The sequence below is a fragment of the Neokomagataea anthophila genome (assembly GCF_018122595.1).
GTDB classification, from domain to species: domain Bacteria; phylum Pseudomonadota; class Alphaproteobacteria; order Acetobacterales; family Acetobacteraceae; genus Gluconobacter; species Gluconobacter anthophilus.
This window is the reverse complement of the sequence record NZ_JAGRQH010000166.1, coordinates 1-230: the sequence shown is the minus strand read 5'-3', so window position 1 is coordinate 230 and position 230 is coordinate 1. Positions and strand designations below refer to the sequence as shown.

General features: G+C 53.0%; 1 rRNA gene. It reads left to right on the top strand.

From position 1 onward, the window contains the following. Positions 1 to 113, top strand: a 16S ribosomal RNA gene (locus tag KB213_RS12390); the annotation flags it as partial. Positions 114 to 230 lie beyond the last annotated feature (117 nt).

The following is a 230-nucleotide window of genomic DNA, read 5'->3' as shown; positions in this document are numbered from 1 at the left end:
ATCCCACAAACTTGTCCTCAGTTCGGATTGCAGTCTGCAACTCGGCTGCATGAAGTTGGAATCGCTAGTAATCGCGGATCAGCACGCCGCGGTGAATACGTTCCCGGGCCATGACGTCAAGTCCTCATGGCCCTTATGCCCAGGGCTACACACGTGCTACAATGGACAATACAAAGGGTTGCGAAGCAGTGATGCGAAGCCAATCCCACAAACTTGTCCTCAGTTCGGAT